14 protein-coding genes and 1 pseudogene are annotated in these 14,422 nt (G+C 72.1%); 11 read left to right on the top strand and 4 right to left on the bottom strand.

Annotation, left to right across the window (positions count from 1 at the left end):
• From E2C06_RS32150 to serA, 7 genes and pseudogenes are all read left to right on the top strand, one after another.
• Positions 1-355, top strand: a 355-nt coding sequence (locus E2C06_RS32150) for a flagellar assembly protein FliX (RefSeq protein WP_133292657.1), incomplete at its 5' end; no start/stop codon positions are given.
• A gap of 131 nt (positions 356-486) precedes the next feature.
• Complete coding sequence (gene dksA, locus E2C06_RS32145) at positions 487-903, top strand: RNA polymerase-binding protein DksA (RefSeq protein WP_133292656.1); 417 nt, start codon at positions 487-489, stop codon at positions 901-903.
• Between the two features lie 28 nt (positions 904-931).
• Positions 932-1,297: pseudogene (locus tag E2C06_RS40945) on the top strand (SDR family NAD(P)-dependent oxidoreductase); the annotation flags it as partial.
• A gap of 16 nt (positions 1,298-1,313) precedes the next feature.
• The gene (locus E2C06_RS39895) at positions 1,314-1,745 is read left to right on the top strand and encodes an SDR family NAD(P)-dependent oxidoreductase (RefSeq protein WP_241671572.1); all 432 of its coding nucleotides are present in this window, start codon (positions 1,314-1,316) and stop codon (positions 1,743-1,745) included.
• A gap of 91 nt (positions 1,746-1,836) precedes the next feature.
• Complete coding sequence (locus tag E2C06_RS32135; protein WP_133292655.1) at positions 1,837-2,643, top strand: DUF1217 domain-containing protein; 807 nt, start codon at positions 1,837-1,839, stop codon at positions 2,641-2,643.
• 100 nt (positions 2,644-2,743) lie between these two features.
• Positions 2,744-3,949, top strand: coding sequence for a phosphoserine transaminase (locus E2C06_RS32130; RefSeq protein ID WP_133292654.1), 1,206 nt, complete (start codon positions 2,744-2,746; stop codon positions 3,947-3,949).
• Complete coding sequence (serA, locus tag E2C06_RS32125) at positions 3,949-5,535, top strand: phosphoglycerate dehydrogenase (RefSeq protein WP_133292653.1); 1,587 nt, start codon at positions 3,949-3,951, stop codon at positions 5,533-5,535. The genes E2C06_RS32130 and serA overlap by 1 nt, the downstream gene beginning before the upstream one ends.
• 141 nt (positions 5,536-5,676) lie before the next feature.
• Here serA and E2C06_RS32120 read toward each other — a convergent pair whose 3' ends face one another.
• The gene (locus tag E2C06_RS32120) at positions 5,677-6,654 is read right to left on the bottom strand and encodes a Bug family tripartite tricarboxylate transporter substrate binding protein (RefSeq protein WP_133292652.1); all 978 of its coding nucleotides are present in this window, start codon (positions 6,652-6,654) and stop codon (positions 5,677-5,679) included.
• Positions 6,655-6,780: 126 nt separating this feature from the next.
• Here E2C06_RS32120 and E2C06_RS32115 point away from each other — a divergent pair, with 126 nt between their 5' ends.
• Positions 6,781-8,193 carry a pyridoxal phosphate-dependent decarboxylase family protein gene (locus E2C06_RS32115; protein WP_133292651.1) on the top strand — a complete coding sequence of 471 codons (1,413 nt, stop codon included), beginning with the start codon at positions 6,781-6,783 and terminating at the stop codon, positions 8,191-8,193.
• A 305-nt stretch (positions 8,194-8,498) separates the two neighbouring features.
• Here E2C06_RS32115 and E2C06_RS32110 read toward each other — a convergent pair whose 3' ends face one another.
• The 3 genes from E2C06_RS32110 to E2C06_RS32100 form a co-directional block, all read right to left on the bottom strand.
• Positions 8,499-9,083 carry a histidine phosphatase family protein gene (locus tag E2C06_RS32110; RefSeq protein WP_133292650.1) on the bottom strand — a complete coding sequence of 195 codons (585 nt, stop codon included), beginning with the start codon at positions 9,081-9,083 and terminating at the stop codon, positions 8,499-8,501.
• Between the two features lie 16 nt (positions 9,084-9,099).
• Positions 9,100-9,717: a glutathione S-transferase family protein gene (locus E2C06_RS32105; protein WP_133292649.1), complete on the bottom strand. Its 618-nt coding sequence runs from the start codon at positions 9,715-9,717 to the stop codon at positions 9,100-9,102.
• Positions 9,718-10,240: 523 nt separating this feature from the next.
• The gene (locus E2C06_RS32100; RefSeq protein ID WP_133292648.1) at positions 10,241-11,173 is read right to left on the bottom strand and encodes a ribose-phosphate pyrophosphokinase; all 933 of its coding nucleotides are present in this window, start codon (positions 11,171-11,173) and stop codon (positions 10,241-10,243) included.
• Between the two features lie 279 nt (positions 11,174-11,452).
• Between E2C06_RS32100 and fliF the strand changes: the two genes are divergently transcribed.
• From fliF to E2C06_RS32085, 3 genes are all read left to right on the top strand, one after another.
• The gene (gene fliF / locus E2C06_RS32095; protein WP_133292647.1) at positions 11,453-13,147 is read left to right on the top strand and encodes a flagellar basal-body MS-ring/collar protein FliF; all 1,695 of its coding nucleotides are present in this window, start codon (positions 11,453-11,455) and stop codon (positions 13,145-13,147) included.
• A 26-nt stretch (positions 13,148-13,173) separates the two neighbouring features.
• Positions 13,174-14,160 carry a flagellar motor switch protein FliG gene (gene fliG / locus E2C06_RS32090; RefSeq protein ID WP_133292658.1) on the top strand — a complete coding sequence of 329 codons (987 nt, stop codon included), beginning with the start codon at positions 13,174-13,176 and terminating at the stop codon, positions 14,158-14,160.
• Positions 14,157-14,422: hypothetical protein (locus E2C06_RS32085; RefSeq protein WP_456305202.1), on the top strand; the 266-nt coding region annotated here is incomplete at its 3' end. The genes fliG and E2C06_RS32085, both read left to right, overlap by 4 nt.

The raw sequence follows: 14,422 nt of genomic DNA, 5'->3' as shown, positions 1-14,422 counted from the left end.
CCTCGGTCCCGCCCCGGGCCCGCCGGGGGCCGAGGCGGCGGCGGAAAGCGCCGCGGCCGGGGCGGCGGCGCCGGTCGGGCTCGGGCTGCTCGGCTTGCAGGACAGCGGCGACCGGGCGGCGCGGGACCAGGCGGCGCGCCGCCGCGCCGAGTCGATCCTGCAAGAGTTGCAATCCCTGCAGCGCGAACTGCTGCATGACGGTCCCGACATGAACCGGCTGGAACGGCTCGCCGCCCTCGAAACGGGGGAGGACGGCGCGGACCCCTCCCTGAGGGATGCGGTCCAATCCGTTGTCCTGCGCGCCCGGGTGGAACTGGCGCGGCGGGGCTGGAACGCTTCCGTGTCGAAGAAGTGAAAAGCCGCGACTATCAGCAATTTGCGCGGAGGGAACCCTTGGCTTTCGCCGCGGGGCGCTTGTATGGTCCGGCCAACTTCGGGGTTGGGCGCCAAGGCCCGGGCCCCGGCCGGAATGGGGTCGTCCAAACAATGCTCATCACCCTCCCGCCCGACTACCGCCCGACCGACAACGAAGAATTCATGAATGGCCAGCAACTGGCCTATTTCCGCCAGAAGCTGCTGCGCTGGCGCCAGGACCTGCTGCGCGAGGCCGGGGATACCCTCGCCAGCCTCTCCGTCGGCGGCATCGCCGAGGCCGACCTGACCGACCGCGCCAGCGTCGAGACCGACCGCGCGCTCGAGCTCCGTACCCGCGACCGCGCCCGCAAGCTGATCTCAAAGATCGACCAGGCGCTCGAGCGGATCGAGAACGGCACCTACGGCTATTGCGAGGAGACCGGCGAGCCGATCGGCCTGCGCCGCCTCGAGGCCCGGCCGATCGCCACCCTGTCGATCGAGGCGCAGGAGCGCCACGAGCGCATGGAGCGCGTCCACCGCGACGACTGAGCCCGGCCGCCAGCACCTGCTTCCCACGATGGCCGGCCCCGTGCCGGCCATCTTGATTCCGAGGACCGCCATGCGTCTCGCCAACCGCCACGCGCTGGTCACCGGCGCCGCCTCCGGCATCGGCCTCGCCACGGCGCGGCGCTTCCTGGCCGAGGGCGCCAGGGTCGCGCTGCTCGACCGCGACGCGGCGGCGCTGGCGCGGGCCGCGGCGGAACTCGGCGCGCCCGGCTTCCCGGTCGACGTCGCCGACCCCGAGTCGGTCGCCGCCGCGGTCGAGGCGGCCGCCGCCGCGCTCGGCGCGCTGGACGCCGTGGTGAATGCCGCCGGCATCAGCCGCGTCGCCTCCCCGGCCGAGACCACGCCGGCGCTCTGGCGCGAGGTGATGGCGGTGAACCTCGACGGGCCCTTCCATGTCTGCCGGGCCGCGCTGCCGCATCTCCGCCGGGCGGGGGGGCGGCGTCCCGCCTCCGGCGGGCGGGGCAAGCATCGTCAACCTCGCCTCCGCCGCCGGCCTGGTTCCCCGCCCGAACTACGGCGCCTATGGCGCCTCCAAGGGCGGGCTGCTGATGCTGACTCGCTGCCTGGCGCTCGACCTCGCGCCCGAGGGGATCCGGGTCAACGCGGTCTGCCCCGGCGCCATCCTGACCCCGATGGTCGAGGAGACCATGGCCGCCCAGCCCGACCCGGCTTCGGCGCAGCGCGCCTTCCTCGCCCGCTACGCGCTCGGCCGCTTCGGCACCGCCGAGGAGGTGGCCGGCGCCGTGCTCTACCTCACCAGCGCCGAGGCGGCCTACGTCACCGGCTCGGCGCTCGGCGTCGATGGCGGCTCCGCCTGGCATTGAGCCGCGGCGCATCGCCCTCGCCGCGGCGGCGCGCTCCGGCGGCCTGCCTTAACCGCCGCTTCATCCGGCGGGTGCGAGGCTGCGCCGGCCCATGCTCTCGCTCAGCGCCTCGCTGGCTGCCTCGCTGTTCGGCGTGGCGGCGTCCAGCGCCACCTCCTCCGGCGGCCCCGCCTCGGCGATCGTCGCGCTGAAGGCCGCCCAGGCGAAGGGGGCCGAGGCCAAGGGCGTGGCGGCGGAACGGCAGGATCCCGTCACCATCACCGCGCTCAAGCAGTTCGAATCGGCGGTGGCCAAGGCAAAGGACGTGAAATCGGCACTGCAGGACCCGCGGGTGCTGGCGGTGCTGCTGCCCTCGCTCGGCCTGGCCGACCAGGCCGCCTATCCCGGCCTGGTGCAGCGGGCGCTGCTGGCCGACCCGGAGGACACCAAGGGGCTGCTCGCCAGCCTCGACAGCCGGTTCAAGGCGGCGGCCGCCACGCTGGACCTGAAGAACAAGGGCCTGGACGGGCTGCGCGACCCGGCGCTGCTGAAGAACCTCGAGACCGGCTACGTCCAGTACCAGTACCAGCAGGGGCTGGACGACAGGAATGCCGGCATGTCGGACGCGCTCTACTTCATCCGGAACGCCGCGGCCAAGACCGATGTCTACGGCATCCTCGGCAATGCGGTGATGCGGCGGGTGGTGACCGGGGCGCTCGGGCTGCCGGCGCAGATCGCGGTGCAGTCGGTCGAGACCCAGGCGCGGGCCATCACCTCCCGCATGAAGGTCGCCGACCTGCAGGACCCGAAGAAGGTGCAGGCCCTGGCGCAGCGCTACGTCATGGCCCAGGCCGGGACCGCATCCGGGACCGCCTCCGGCACCGGCAGCACGGGCAGCCTGCTCTCGCTGTTCGGCTGACCTCACGCCGGCGTTGCATCGCCGCGCCGGCTGTCCTACCTCTCCCACCGGGCCACGCCCCCCCACCGGGGCGCATTCGCTTCTGGAAGGGAGCCGCATCATGGCGATCGCCACCAAGCCGGACCTGCGTCCGCAGAATCCCCGTCCGGCCGCAAGGCCGGCCAATCCAAGATTTTCCTCAGGTCCCTGCGCCAAGCGTCCCGGCTGGACGCTGGACGCGCTCTCGGGCGCCTTCCTCGGCCGCAGCCACCGCGCCAAGGACCCCAAGGCCCGCCTCGCCGAGGTGATCGAGCGCTCGAAGGCGATCCTCGGCCTGCCCGAGGGCTGGCGGCTCGGCATCGTCCCGGCCTCCGACACCGGCGCGGTGGAGATGGCGCTCTGGTCGCTGCTCGGCGCCCGCGGCGTCGACGTCCTCGCCTGGGAAAGCTTCTCGAAGGACTGGGCGACCGACGTGCTGAAGCAGCTCAAGCTGAAGGACGCCCGCGTCATCGACGCGCCCTATGGCCGCCTGCCCGACCTCGCCGGCATCGACGGCACCCGCGACCTGGTCATGGTCTGGAACGGCACCACCTCCGGCGTCCGCCTGGCCGATGCCGGTTTCATCCCGGCCGGGCGCGAGGGCCTGGTGATCTGCGACGCCACCAGCGCCGCCTTCGCCATGGACCTCCCCTACGACAAGCTCGATGTGGTCACCTGGTCCTGGCAGAAGGTGCTCGGCGGCGAGGCCGCGCACGGCATGCTGGCGCTGAGCCCCCGCGCGGTCGCCCGGCTCGAGAGCTACACTCCGCCCTGGCCGATGCCGAAGATCTTCCGCATGACCAAGGCTGGCCGCCTCAACGAGGGCATCTTCAAGGGCGAGACGATCAACACGCCCTCGATGCTCGCGGTCGAGGACGCGGTGGATGGCCTGCGCTGGGCCGAGTCGGTCGGCGGGCTGAAGGGCCTCATCGCGCGGTCCGAGGCGAATCTCGCCGTTATCGCCGGCTGGGTGGCGAAGACGCCGTGGGTCGATTTCCTGGCCGAGGACCCGGCGACGCGGTCCTGCACCTCGATCTGCCTGAAGATCGTGGCACCCTGGTTCACCGCGCTCGATGCCGAGGCGCAGGCGGCGGCGGCGAAGAAGCTGTCGGGCCTGCTGGAGAAGGAGGGCGCGGCGCTCGATGCCGCCAACTACCGCGACGCGCCGCCTGGCCTGCGCATCTGGGGCGGCGCCACGGTCGAGACCAGCGACATCGAGGCGCTGCTGCCCTGGATCGACTGGGCCTTCGCCCAGGTGGCGGCCGAGCATGAGAAGGTGGCCGCCTGATGCCGCGCGTCCTCATCTCCGACAAGCTCTCCCCCGCCGCGATCGAGATCTTCAAGCGGCGCGGGATCGAGGTGGATTTCCGGCCGGGCCTCAGCCCGGCCGAGTTGCGCGCCATCATCGCGCCCTATGACGGGCTCGCGGTGCGCAGCGCGTCGAAGGTGACGCGCGAGCTGATGGAGGCCGCGCCGAACCTGAAGGTGGTGGGACGCGCCGGCATCGGCGTCGACAACGTCGACGTCACCAGCGCGACCGCGCGCGGCGTCGTGGTGATGAACACGCCCTACGGCAACGCCATCACCACGGCCGAGCATGCCATCGCCATGATGTTCGCCCTCGCCCGGCAGCTGCCGGAGGCCTCCGCCTCCACCAAGGCCGGCCGTTGGGAGAAGAACCGCTTCATGGGCGTCGAGCTCTTCGGCAAGACGCTCGGGCTGATCGGCTGCGGCAATATCGGCTCCATCGTCGCCGACCGCGCGGTCGGGCTGCACATGAAGGTCGTCGCCTTCGATCCCTTCCTCTCGGCGCAGCGCGCCGTCGAGCTCGGGGTCGAGAAGGTCGAGCTGAACGAGCTGCTGGAGCGGGCCGACTTCGTCACGCTGCACACGCCGCTGACCGAGCAGACCCGCAACATCCTCTCGCGCGAGAACATCGCCCGGCTGCGGAAGGGCGTGCGCATCATCAACTGCGCCCGCGGCGGGCTGGTGGACGAGGCGGCGCTCTACGACGCGCTGAAGGCGGGCCACGTCGCCGGCGCCGCGCTCGACGTCTTCGAGACCGAGCCGGCGACCGAGAGCCCGCTCTTCGCCCTCGAGAACGTCGTCTGCACCCCGCATCTGGGTGCCGCGACGGCCGAGGCGCAGGAGAACGTGGCGCTGCAGGTGGCCGACCAGATGGCCGACTACCTGCTCACGGGGGCCGTCTCCAACGCCATCAACATGCCCTCGGTCACCGCCGAGGAGGCGCCGCGGCTCAAGCCCTACATGGCGCTGGCCCAGCTTCTCGGCGGCATGGCCGGGCAGCTGACCGCGGCGCAGGGCGCCGAGATCAAGGCGATCCGCGTGGAGTACGAGGGCCATGTCGCCGAGCTGAACCGCCGGCCGCTGACGGCGGCGGCGCTCGCCGGCGTGCTGGCGCCGCTGATGGGCGCGGTGAACATGGTCAATGCCCCCGTCGTGGCGAAGGAGCGCGGGATCGAGGTCGCCGAGACGGTGCACGAGCGCCGCGGCGACTATGCCTCCCTCCTGCGCGTCACCATCGTCACCGACCGGGCGGAGAAGAGCATCGCCGGCACGCTGGTCGGCGACAGCCGGCCGCGGCTGGTCGAGATCAAGGGCATCGCGGTCGAGGCCGATTTCGCGCCGGACATGCTCTACGTCACCAACCAGGACCGCCCCGGCTTCATCGGCCGGTTCGGGATGGTGCTGGCGAATGCCGGCATCAACATCGCCACCTTCCACCTCGGCCGCTCGGGCCAGGGCGGGGACGCGATCTGCCTGGTGTCGCTCGACGGGCCGATCCCGGAGCCGGTGCTGGCCGAGGTGCGGGCGCTGCCGCTGGTGGTGCAGGCGACGCCGCTGCGCTTCTGAGGCAAGCTTGGGAAGGGAAACATATTCCCTCCCCAAGCCCTTTCCTTCCTTTTCGTGGGCCTGGCGCTCGCCGCGCGGCGAATGCAAGACTCACGGAAGTAGATGAGGGGGTTCGGGGGAGAATACCTTCTCCCCCGATCGTCACTCCATGCGCGCGCCGCTGACCTTCACCATCTGCGCCAGCATCGGCCGCTGCTTCGCGGCATGCGCCAGCGCGTCCTCCGGCGTCGACCAGACGCATTTCGCCCCGGTCTGCAGGAAGCGCTGCTGCACCGCCGGGTCGGCGGCGATCTCCTTCATCGCCGCGTTCACCTTGTCGACGATCGGCCGCGGCATGCCGGCCGGCCCGACCCAGGCGCACCACGACGTGATGACGAAGTCGGGCACGCCCGCCTCCGCCATGGTCGGGATGTTCGGCAGCGTGGTCCAGCGCTCCGGACTGGTCACCGCATAAGCCTTCATCCGGCCTTCCTGGATCACCGGGATGTAGCTCGCCAGGTTGTCGATGGCGAAGGTCAGGTCGCCCGAGAGCATGGCCGGGATGATCTGCGCCGCGCCGCGGAAGGGCACGTGCTGGCCGTCGATCTTCAGCCGGTCGCAGAAGCCGCTGCCCGAAAGATGCGCCGTGGTGCCGACGCCGGGGCTGCCGTAGCTGACGCCCTTCGGCTGCGCCTTGGCCCAGTCGATGAACTCCCGCAGCGTGTTCGGCGGGGTGAACTGCGCGGGCGCCACCACCACGTTCGGCAGCTCCCAGTGCATCGAGATGACGGAGAAGTCGGTCTCCGGGTTGAAGGGCAGCTTGGCGTAGAGGAACTGCGCGATCGACAGGTTGGCGATGGTCGCGGGCCCCTGGGTATAGCCGTCCGGCGCCGACTTCGCGATCGCCTCCATCCCGATGTTGCCGGACGCGCCCGGCCGGTTCTCCAGGACGAAGGGCTGGCCGAGCTTCTGCGAGAGCTGGTCGGCGACGATGCGCGCCAGCACGTCGGTCGAGCCGCCCGGCGGCCAGGGAATGATCACGCGGACCGGGCGGTTCGGCCAATCCGAGGTCTGCGCCAGGGCGGGCGCGGCGAGTGGCAGGGCGGTGGCACCCAGCAGCAGGGTGCGGCGATCGAGCATCTTTTCTCTCCCGGCGGGATTGCTTGGACTTGCGGGCTCCATGGCACCGAACGCGGCGTCGGCAAAGGGGGTCGCCGCGGCGGCGCCGCGGGGCCAGACTGCCAGCAGGGGATGAAGAGAACGCCGATGACACCGGACGAATTCCGCCGCGAGGGCCACCGGCTGATCGACTGGATCGCCGATTACCGCCAGCACATCGCCGACCGCCCGGTGATGGCGCAGGTCGCGCCCGGCGAGGTCCGCGCCATGCTGCCGCAAGCTCCGCCGGAAGCGCCGGAGCCGATGGCGGCGGTGCTGGCCGACCTCGACCGCGTGGTCATGCCGGGGATCACCCATTGGCAGTCGCCGCGCTTCTTCGGCTACTTCCCGGCCAATGCCCCGCTGGCCGGCGTGCTCGGCGACCTGGTCTCGACCGGGCTCGGCGTGATCGGCCTGTCCTGGCAGTCCGGCCCGGCGATCACCGAGCTGGAGGAGGTGGTCACCGACTGGGTGCGGCAGATGGTCGGCCTTTCCGCGGCCTGGAGCGGGGTGATCCAGGACACCGCCTCCACCTCCAGCCTGGTCGCGCTGCTCTGCGCCCGGGAACGCGCCAGCGGCTACGCCATGGCGCGCGGCGGGATGCGGCAGGGCGAGGCGCGGCTGCTGGTCTACGCCTCGGCGCAGAGCCACAGCTCGGTCGAGAAGGCGGCGCTGCTGGCCGGCTTCGGCCGCGACCACCTGCGCCTCGTGCCCTGCGACGGACAGCACGCCATGCGCCCGGACGCCTTCACCGCGATGGTCGAGGCGGACCTCGCCGCGGGCCGCCGCCCCTGCGCGGTGGTGGCGACCACCGGCACCACCGCGGTCACCGCCATCGACCCCGTGGGCGCCCTGGCCGCGGTCGCCTCGCGGCACGGCCTCTGGCTGCACGTCGATGCCGCCATGGCCGGCAGCGCGATGATCCTGCCGGAATGCCGGCCGCTGTGGGAGGGCGTCGAGGCCGCCGACAGCCTGGTGCTGAACCCGCACAAGTGGCTCGGCGTGCCCTTCGATTCCTCGCTCTATTACGTGCGCGACCCGCAGCACCTGGTGCGGGTGATGTCGACCAACCCTTCCTACCTGCAGAGCGCCGCCGACGGGCAGGTGAAGAACCTGCGCGACTGGGGCATCCCGCTGGGGCGGCGGTTCCGCGCGCTGAAGCTCTGGTTCGTCATCCGCGAGCAGGGCGTCGGGGCGCTGCGGGCCCGGCTGCGCCGGGACATCGCCAATGCAGGCTGGCTGGCGGGGCAGGTCGCCGCGGCGCCGGGCTGGCGGGTGCTGGCGCCGGTGCCGCTGCAAACCTTGTGCGTCCGGCACGAGCCGCCGGGGCTCGAAGGCGCCGCGCTCGATGCGCATACCCAGGCCTGGGCGGAGCGGATCAACCGCTCGGGCGCCGCCTATCTCACCCCCGCGGTGCTGGACGGGCGCTGGATGGTGCGGGTCTCGGTCGGGGCCGAGGCGACGGAATGGGCGGATGTCGCGGCCCTGTGGCAGGCCATGCGGGCGGCGGCGGAGGGTTGAGCACCGGCATGGGCCAGGCTTAGGAATTAAGGGAAATAAACCGCCTAAACCCTGAAATTCCCCTCAATCCGCTTGAATTCGCCTCAAGCCGCGCGCGGGCGGCAAGGAGCGAAGCCAAGACATGCCGCGGCATTCCGCCCGACCCGCTTCAGCATTTGAGGAATTGAACAATTGAAGCGCGGTTTCGCGCCCATCGCCGAGGCCGGCCGGACGCAGGAATGCTGTTGACATTATTCCTATAGCCGCCAGCGCCGGCGAATTCAACGCATTCCGGCGGGCGGCGGCCGGCAGCGCCCGCCCCGCCCTCACCCTTCCGCCGCGAGCGCCGCCGGCACCACGTCCCAGACCGCGCCACCGCCCGCCGACGGCGCGCAATGGATCGGCAGCGCATTCGGCGTCCGCACGTTCGGCTCATGCCCGAAGGCCAGCCGCAGCGCGCGGAACAGCGCGCCATGGGCGACGACCAGCACCGGCCCCGGCTTCGCCGTGGCCCGGTTCACCGCCGCCACCGCGCGCGCCAGCAGCCCCTGGAAGGTCTCGGCGCCCTCCGGCGTGTAGGTCCCGGCGATCCAGTCGTCGTACCAGTCGCCCATCGGCCGGCCTTCCTGCTCGCCGAAATTGACCTCCTGCAGCCCCTCGTCGAAGCCGACCGGCAGGCCGAGCGCCTCGGCGGCGATCTCCGCCGTCACCCGCGCCCGCACCAGCGGGGAGGCGACGACGGTGGCGATCCCGCCGAGGCCGGCCAGGGTCCTCGCGGCCCGCCGCGCCTGCGCCACGCCGATCGAGTTCAGCGCGATGTCGGTGCGGCCCTGCGACAGCCCTTGGGCGTTCCAGTCGGTCTCGCCATGGCGGAGAAACCAGAAGGGGACCGGGTTCAGCGTCTCCGCCATGGCGATGCCCATCGTCTCAGGCCAGGCCTTCGGCCTTCAGCACCCGCTGCACCGAGGGGCGGGCGTTCATCCGGGCGTAATGCGCCGCGACGTTCTTCGGCAGGGTCTTGCCCAGCCGGCCGGCCCACCAGAAGCAGACATAGAACAGCGCGCTGTCGGCGAAGGAGAAGTCGCCGACCAGCCAGTCCTTGCCCTCCAGCGCCTTGTCGAAGATGCCGAGGCCCTTGGCGAAGATCTCCTCGCCCTTCGCCTTCACCGCCTCGTGGTCCGACTCGGTGGGCGCGTAGTTGGACGGGCGGAAGATGCGGGAGAAGCCCTGCATGTGCAGCGTGGCCACCGCGAAGTCGGTGTATTCCAGCGCGCGCGCGAGGCTATCGGCCTCCTTCGGCAGCAGCTTCGCCTCCGGGAAGGCGCTCGACAGCCAGACCGCGATGGCGGGGTATTCGGTCAGCACCGTGCCGTCGTCGCGCCGCAGCGTCGGCACCTTCGACTTCGGGTTCACCGCGGTGAAGTCCGGCTTGAACTGGGCGCCCTCGCGCAGGTTCACCGCCTCGGCCTCATAGGGCTTGCCGATCTCCTCGAGCAGGACATGGATGCCGATGGAGCAGGCGCCGGGCGCGTAGAAGAGCTTCATGCTGGGGTCCTTCCTGGAGTTGCCGGTGCGGCAGAGTATCGGGCGGCGTGCCAACCGCCCAGCCCCGCCAAGCCGCAGCCCCCGGGATGGGCACCGGTGCCCGCCGCCATCGTGCTGCGAGGATTGGCGCTGGACATTTAAACAAATCATTGATAATAGTTTAGCGCGGCGCCGGGCTTCTTGACTTGACTTGACTTCAGGAAAGCTGCGGGCGGGCGGGAACCAACAAACTCGGCTGGCCCCCGGCGTCGTGTCTGCTCCTCGGCGGCATCGCGCAGGGTTGCGGGGCGGCGAAGCGGCGCAACGAATACCGATACGACGTGGCGCCGGCCGGTCACCGTACTTCCGGCCGAACGCATTCACGGGGCCTTCCGGACGGAACCAACAGCCTCCGAAGGACCGCCGGCGCCACGCTGTCCCCCGCCCTGGCCCGAGGCCCCTTCGCTCCGGCGCGGATCCCGGAGGGTCCGCCAGGGCCGGCCGCGCGGCTCGCCCAGCGCACCGCCGCCGCCGCGCCCCCGCCTCAGTTGAAGAGCGAGGAGACCGAGCTTTCGTCCGAGATCCGCCGCATCGCCTCGGCCAGCAGCGGGGCGATCGTCGCCTGGCGGATGTTGGAGGAGATCCGCACCGCCTCGGTCGCCATGATGCTGTCGGTCACCGTCATGTTCTCGATCGGCGAGGCGCCGACGCGGGCCACCGCGCCGCCCGAGAAGACGCCGTGGGTGACGTAGACCGAGACGCCGGAGGCGCCGTGCTTGATCAGCGCCTCGGCGGCATTCACCAGCGTGCCGCCGGAATCGACGATGTCGTCGACCAGGATGCAGTGCCGCCCCTCGACCTCGCCGATCACGTTCATCACCTCGGAGACGCCGGCGCGCGGCCGCCGCTTGTCGATGATGGCGAGTTCCGTGTGCAGGCGGGAGGCCAGCGCCCGGGCCCGCACCACGCCGCCGACATCCGGCGACACGACCATCAGGTCGCGGCCCTTGTAGCGTTCCTGGATATCCCGGGAGAACAGCGGCGCCGAGAACAGGTTGTCGACCGGGATGTCGAAGAAGCCCTGGATCTGCGCCGCGTGCAGATCCATCGTCAGCACCCGGTGGGCGCCGGCGGCGGTGATCAGGTTGGCCACCAGCTTGGCCGAGATCGGCGTCCGCGAGCCCGACTTCCGGTCCTGCCGGGCATAGCCGAAATAGGGGATGACCGCGGTGACCCGCCGGGCGGAGGCGCGCTTCAGCGCATCCAGCGTGATCAGCAGCTCCATCAGGTTGTCGTTGGCCGGGTAGCTGGTGGACTGCACCACGAAGACGTCCTGGCCGCGGACGTTCTCGTTGATCTCGACGAAAACCTCCATGTCGGCGAAGCGCCGGATGGAAGCGCTGGTCAGCGGCAGGCCGAGCGAGGCGGCCACGGCTTCCGCGAGCGGACGATTGCTGTTGCAGGCGACGATCTTCATGACCCGCCGGACCCCTTCTCCATGCGACCCGAGCGCCGCCGATGCACCGCTTTCCGCACGGCGCGGCGGAAATATCAAGCTGACGAAACCGTGTAAATCGCGCCTCAAGCAAAGCTGTGTCCCGCGGGGCGGGCGACTTAACCGCTTCTCAACCGCGATCCGGCAATTCCTGCCTGCCGGCGGTGTCCGGCCGCGCGGCGCCCCATCACCGGGACGCCTGCCGCGACGGGCCGGCCCGCCACGGCGCGGGGCCCTGCCTGGACCGGGGAAGGGGATGGGATGGGCGGGGTTCTCGCCGGGCTGAAGGCGCTGGGGACGAAGCAACTGCTTGCCCTGGGCGCGGTGGGCCTGGCGCTGCTCGGCCTGCTCGCCGTCCTGGCGCTGCGGGCCGGCGACCCGCCGATGGCGCCGCTGTTCGGCGAGCTGGAACCGCGCGACGCCGCCGCGGTGGTCGCCAGCCTCGAGCGCCAGCGCATCCCTTACCGCATCGCCGGCGGCGGCACCCAGGTGCTCGCCCCGGCCGACCAGGCGCCCCGGCTGCGGCTGCTGCTGGCCAAGGAAGGCCTGCCGGCCGGCGGCGGCGTCGGCTGGGAAATCTTCGATCGCGGCGAAAGCCTCACCACCACGCCCTTTCAACAGGACGTGAACCGGCTGCGGGCGCTGGAGGGCGAGCTGGCCCGCACCATCCGCGGCCTCGCGGGCGTCCGCGCCGCCCGGGTCCACCTGGCCCTGCCGCGGCGGGAGGCCTTCTCGCGCGAGCGGGGCGAGGCGCAGGCCAGCGTGGTGCTCGCCATGCAGGGCGCCCAGCGGCTGGACCCGGACGGCGTGCAGGCGGTGCTGCACCTCGTCGCCACCGCGGTGCCCGGCCTCAAGCCGCAGGCGATCTCCATCGTCGACAGCCGCGGCGCCCTGCTGGCGCGCGGCGGCCAGGCGCTCGCCGGGCCGGGCATGGCGCAGAGCCAGGAGGAGATCCGCCGCGGCCAGGAGCTGCGGCTGGGACGGGCGGTCGAGGAATTGCTCGAGCGCAGCCTCGGCCCCGGCCGGGTCCGGGCGGAAGCCACGGTCGAGATGGATTTCGAGCGCGTCGAGACGCGGGAGGAGCGCTTCGACCCGGACAACCAGGTCGCCCGCAGCCAGCAGAGCACGACCGAGCAGAACCGCGGCGCCGAGCCGCCGCCCACCACCGTCGCCGGCAACCTGCCGGGCGCCGAGGCGGCGGGCGGCGCCGGCACCTCCGAGAACCGGCAGGAGGAGACGACGAATTACGAGATCGGCCGCTCCACCCGGAACACGCTGCGCGAGCACCCGGTGGTCAAGCGCCTTTCGGTCGCCGTGCTGGTCGACGGGCTGATGGAGGGCGAGCCGCCGCGCTGGCGCGAGCGCGGGCCGGAGGAGCTGTCCCGCATCGCCGCCCTGGTCCGCAGCGCCGTCGGCTTCGACGAGAAGCGCGGCGACAAGGTCGAGGTCGTTTCCATGCGCTTCGTCGAGGAGGCGCCGGCGGCCGAGGCCGCGCCCGGCTTCCTCGGCCTGCCGCTCTCGCCGGCGCTGGGCGCCCGGCTGGCGGAAAGCGCCCTGCTGGCCCTGGTGGCGCTGGCCGGCATCCTGCTGGTCGGCCGGCCCATGGTCGGGCGGATCAGCGCCAGCCTGGCGCCGGCCGCGGCGCTGGCCGGACCCGCCGGCGCCGCGGGCGCCGCGCTGCCGGGATCGGTGGGCGGGGCCATGGGTCATGCCGCGCTCGCCGGCGGAGGCACCGCCGCGCTGCCGGGCGGCGGGCCGGAGGGTGCCGCCGCCCTGTCCCCGGGCAGCGATGCCGCGGCGCTGGCGGCGGCCGAGGAGGCCATGGTCAGCCTGGCGCATGTGCAGGGCCAGATGCGCGCCTCCTCGCTCAACGCCCTGTCGCAGATGGTGCAGCGCCACCCGGATGAGAGCCTGGCCGTGCTGCGCCGCTGGCTGAACCCGGAGGACCGGCTGTGAGCGGCACGCGCGGCATGCTGGCGGGCATGAGCGGGCCGCAGAAGGCCGCGGCGCTGATGCTGGCGATGGGCGAGGAGCATGCCGCCGCGCTCTTCTCCCGCATGCACGAGGACGAGATCCGCGACCTTTCGGCTGCCATGGCCTCGCTCGGCGCCGTGCCGGCCCCGGTGATCGAGGAGCTCTGCCGCGAATTCGGCGACCAGCTCGGCCAGGCCGGCAACCTGGTCGGCACCTACGAGAGCACCGAGCGCCTGCTCTCGAAGACCCTGCCGCGCGACCGGGTCAGCCAGATCATGGAGGAGATCCGCGGCCCCGCCGGCCGCACCATGTGGGACAAGCTGGGCAACGTGAACGAGGCGGTGCTCGCCAACTACCTGAAGAACGAATACCCGCAAACCGTCGCCGTGGTCCTCACCAAGGTCCGCCCCGACCACGCCGCCCGTGTCCTCTCGCTGCTGCCGGAAGGCTTCGCCATGGAGGTCGTGATGCGCATGCTGCGCATGGAGACCATCCAGAAGGAGGCGCTGGACGGCGTCGAGCGGACGCTCAAGGCCGAGTTCATGTCGAACCTGGCGCGCGCCCAGCGGCGCGACGCGCACGAGATGATGGCGGAGATCTTCAACAACCTCGACCGCCAGGCCGAGGGCCGCATCCTCACGGCGCTCGAGGAGCGCAACCGCGAGTCCGCCGAGCGCATCCGCGGCCTGATGTTCACCTTCGAGGACCTGCAGCGGGTCGACGGCGCCGGGATGCAGGCGCTGCTGCGCTCGGTCGAGAAGGACAAGCTGGCCCTGGCGCTGAAGGGCGCCTCCGAGCAGCTGCGCGAGATGTTCATGAAGAACCTGACCGAGCGCGCGGCGAAGCTGCTGCGCGACGACATCGCCGGGCTCGGCCCGGTGCGGCTGCGCGACGTGGACGAGGCGCAGGCCGCCATCGTGCTGCAGGCCAAGGACATGGCGGCGCAGGGCCAGATCCAGCTGCAGGACGGGCGTGAGGAGGAGATCATCCCGTGAGCGAGGCCTTCCGCCCCGCCCGGGATACGCCCCCCGCCGCCCTGCCCTTCGAGCCGGTGCTGCCGGTGCCGCGCCGGCCCGGCCAGGCCGCGCTGCGGGTCATGGCCTTCGACGTGCCGAATTTCGATGCGCCACCCCCCGCGCCCGGCCCGGAACCCGGCGAGCTCGCCGCCGCCGCGCTGCAGGCGGGGCTGGACGCGGCGCGGGAGGCCGGCTTCGCCGCCGGCGAGGCGACGGCGCGCGAGGCCGCCGCGGCCGGGCT

The organism is Dankookia rubra (genome assembly GCF_004355005.1).
GTDB classification, from domain to species: Bacteria; Pseudomonadota; Alphaproteobacteria; order Acetobacterales; family Acetobacteraceae; genus Paracraurococcus; species Paracraurococcus ruber_A.
Note: the sequence above shows the minus strand (reverse complement) of the source record. Positions and strands in the feature narration are given on the sequence as shown.

Coding starts and splice junctions, on each gene's coding strand:
- E2C06_RS39895 (WP_241671572.1), top strand. CDS start 1,314: ATGTCTGCCGGGCCGCGCTGCCGCATCTCCGCCGGGCGGGGGGGCGGC.
- E2C06_RS32100 (WP_133292648.1), bottom strand. CDS start 11,173: ATGAAGATCGTCGCCTGCAACAGCAATCGTCCGCTCGCGGAAGCCGTG.
- fliG (WP_133292658.1), top strand. CDS start 13,174: ATGAGCGGGCCGCAGAAGGCCGCGGCGCTGATGCTGGCGATGGGCGAG.
- fliF (WP_133292647.1), top strand. CDS start 11,453: ATGGGCGGGGTTCTCGCCGGGCTGAAGGCGCTGGGGACGAAGCAACTG.
- E2C06_RS32135 (WP_133292655.1), top strand. CDS start 1,837: ATGCTCTCGCTCAGCGCCTCGCTGGCTGCCTCGCTGTTCGGCGTGGCG.
- E2C06_RS32115 (WP_133292651.1), top strand. CDS start 6,781: ATGACACCGGACGAATTCCGCCGCGAGGGCCACCGGCTGATCGACTGG.
- dksA (WP_133292656.1), top strand. CDS start 487: ATGCTCATCACCCTCCCGCCCGACTACCGCCCGACCGACAACGAAGAA.
- E2C06_RS32130 (WP_133292654.1), top strand. CDS start 2,744: ATGGCGATCGCCACCAAGCCGGACCTGCGTCCGCAGAATCCCCGTCCG.
- E2C06_RS32120 (WP_133292652.1), bottom strand. CDS start 6,654: ATGCTCGATCGCCGCACCCTGCTGCTGGGTGCCACCGCCCTGCCACTC.
- serA (WP_133292653.1), top strand. CDS start 3,949: ATGCCGCGCGTCCTCATCTCCGACAAGCTCTCCCCCGCCGCGATCGAG.
- E2C06_RS32105 (WP_133292649.1), bottom strand. CDS start 9,717: ATGAAGCTCTTCTACGCGCCCGGCGCCTGCTCCATCGGCATCCATGTC.
- E2C06_RS32110 (WP_133292650.1), bottom strand. CDS start 9,083: ATGGCGGAGACGCTGAACCCGGTCCCCTTCTGGTTTCTCCGCCATGGC.